The sequence below is a fragment of the Vibrio sp. 1401 genome, assembly GCF_033340295.1.
In genome coordinates this window covers 1-1,048 of sequence record NZ_JAWOWF010000149.1, presented here as the reverse complement: position 1 = coordinate 1,048, position 1,048 = coordinate 1, and the positions used below count along the sequence as shown (strand labels likewise).

The 1,048-nt window shown below is 44.6% G+C and carries 1 protein-coding gene; it reads right to left on the bottom strand.

Annotated elements, in window-relative coordinates:
* Positions 1-112 precede the first annotated feature (112 nt).
* Positions 113-1,024, bottom strand: coding sequence for a LysR family transcriptional regulator (locus R7Z77_RS24195; RefSeq protein ID WP_318136907.1), 912 nt, complete (start codon positions 1,022-1,024; stop codon positions 113-115).
* Positions 1,025-1,048 lie beyond the last annotated feature (24 nt).

Here is a 1,048-nt window from a genome sequence, read left to right as displayed (position 1 = left end):
ATCATGGGGGCAAGTTTTGCGTTTTGCTAAATGCAAGACTTACCCTAAGTCAAAGAAGAGCGGATAAGGTTACTTGTGTTAATTTGGTACTAATTCAGACCTGATCTGACAGTTACCCACTTGTTTCGTTATTCGCTTGGCGTTTTAAGTGCTCGATAAACTCCGGGATCTTCTTGGCTAAGTGTTTTCTTGAAGCGTAAAAGGCATACAGCACCAAATCTTCGGGTTCATATTCCAGTTCGATCACTTCCAGATCTCCTGATTCGATTTCTTCATGGCAAAACTCGACAGGTAGAATCGCAAACCCGAATCCTGCTAACGCGCCGGCTTTAGCAAGCTGCCCACTGTTGACCTTAAATGCAGATTTTACTCGTTGAGTTATCTGTTCTCCTTCTGAGTTTTTGAAAACCCAAGGTGTACCTTTCAATGCAGTAAAGCTGCTGATACAAGGAACGTGCTTCAAATCGGTAATTTTGAAAGGCCTCTGACGTGTGTGCAGTAGCTTAGGTGACGCGACCACAACACTGGGCCAACGCTTGATCTCTTTTGCAATCCAATTGCTGTCATCAAGCTTGCCGCGGTGAAAACTCAAGATAACGTCAAACCCATCGAGCAAGTCCTCTTTAGGGCTTAGGTTCGTCTCGCAATTCAATGAAATAGCAGAGTACTGAGCACAAAAAGAGACGACGGCTTTAGCTAGTTCTGGTGAATCTGGCATGACAACGTTGAGCTGCCCCATGACCTCACGAGAGTGTTGCGTCACTTCTTCAAGTGCATCATTCAGTTTGTCTAACAAAGGCTGTGTACGTAAATAGAGGTGCTCTCCAGCGTCTGTTGCACAGATTCGTCGAGTCGTTCTGTCGAACAAACGCACATCAAGCTGTTCTTCAAGTAACGCAATGTGGCGACTGACATTTGATGTCGGCAGAGATAAAAACTCGGCGGCTCTTTTGAAGCTATTGTTCTCGTAGACACAATGGAAGCTTTTTAGCCATTGCTGATCAATTTTCTCAAGCATCTCCATTAATCCCACTTGGTTGGATTATAA

Coding starts and splice junctions, on each gene's coding strand:
- R7Z77_RS24195 (WP_318136907.1), bottom strand. CDS start 1,024: ATGGAGATGCTTGAGAAAATTGATCAGCAATGGCTAAAAAGCTTCCAT.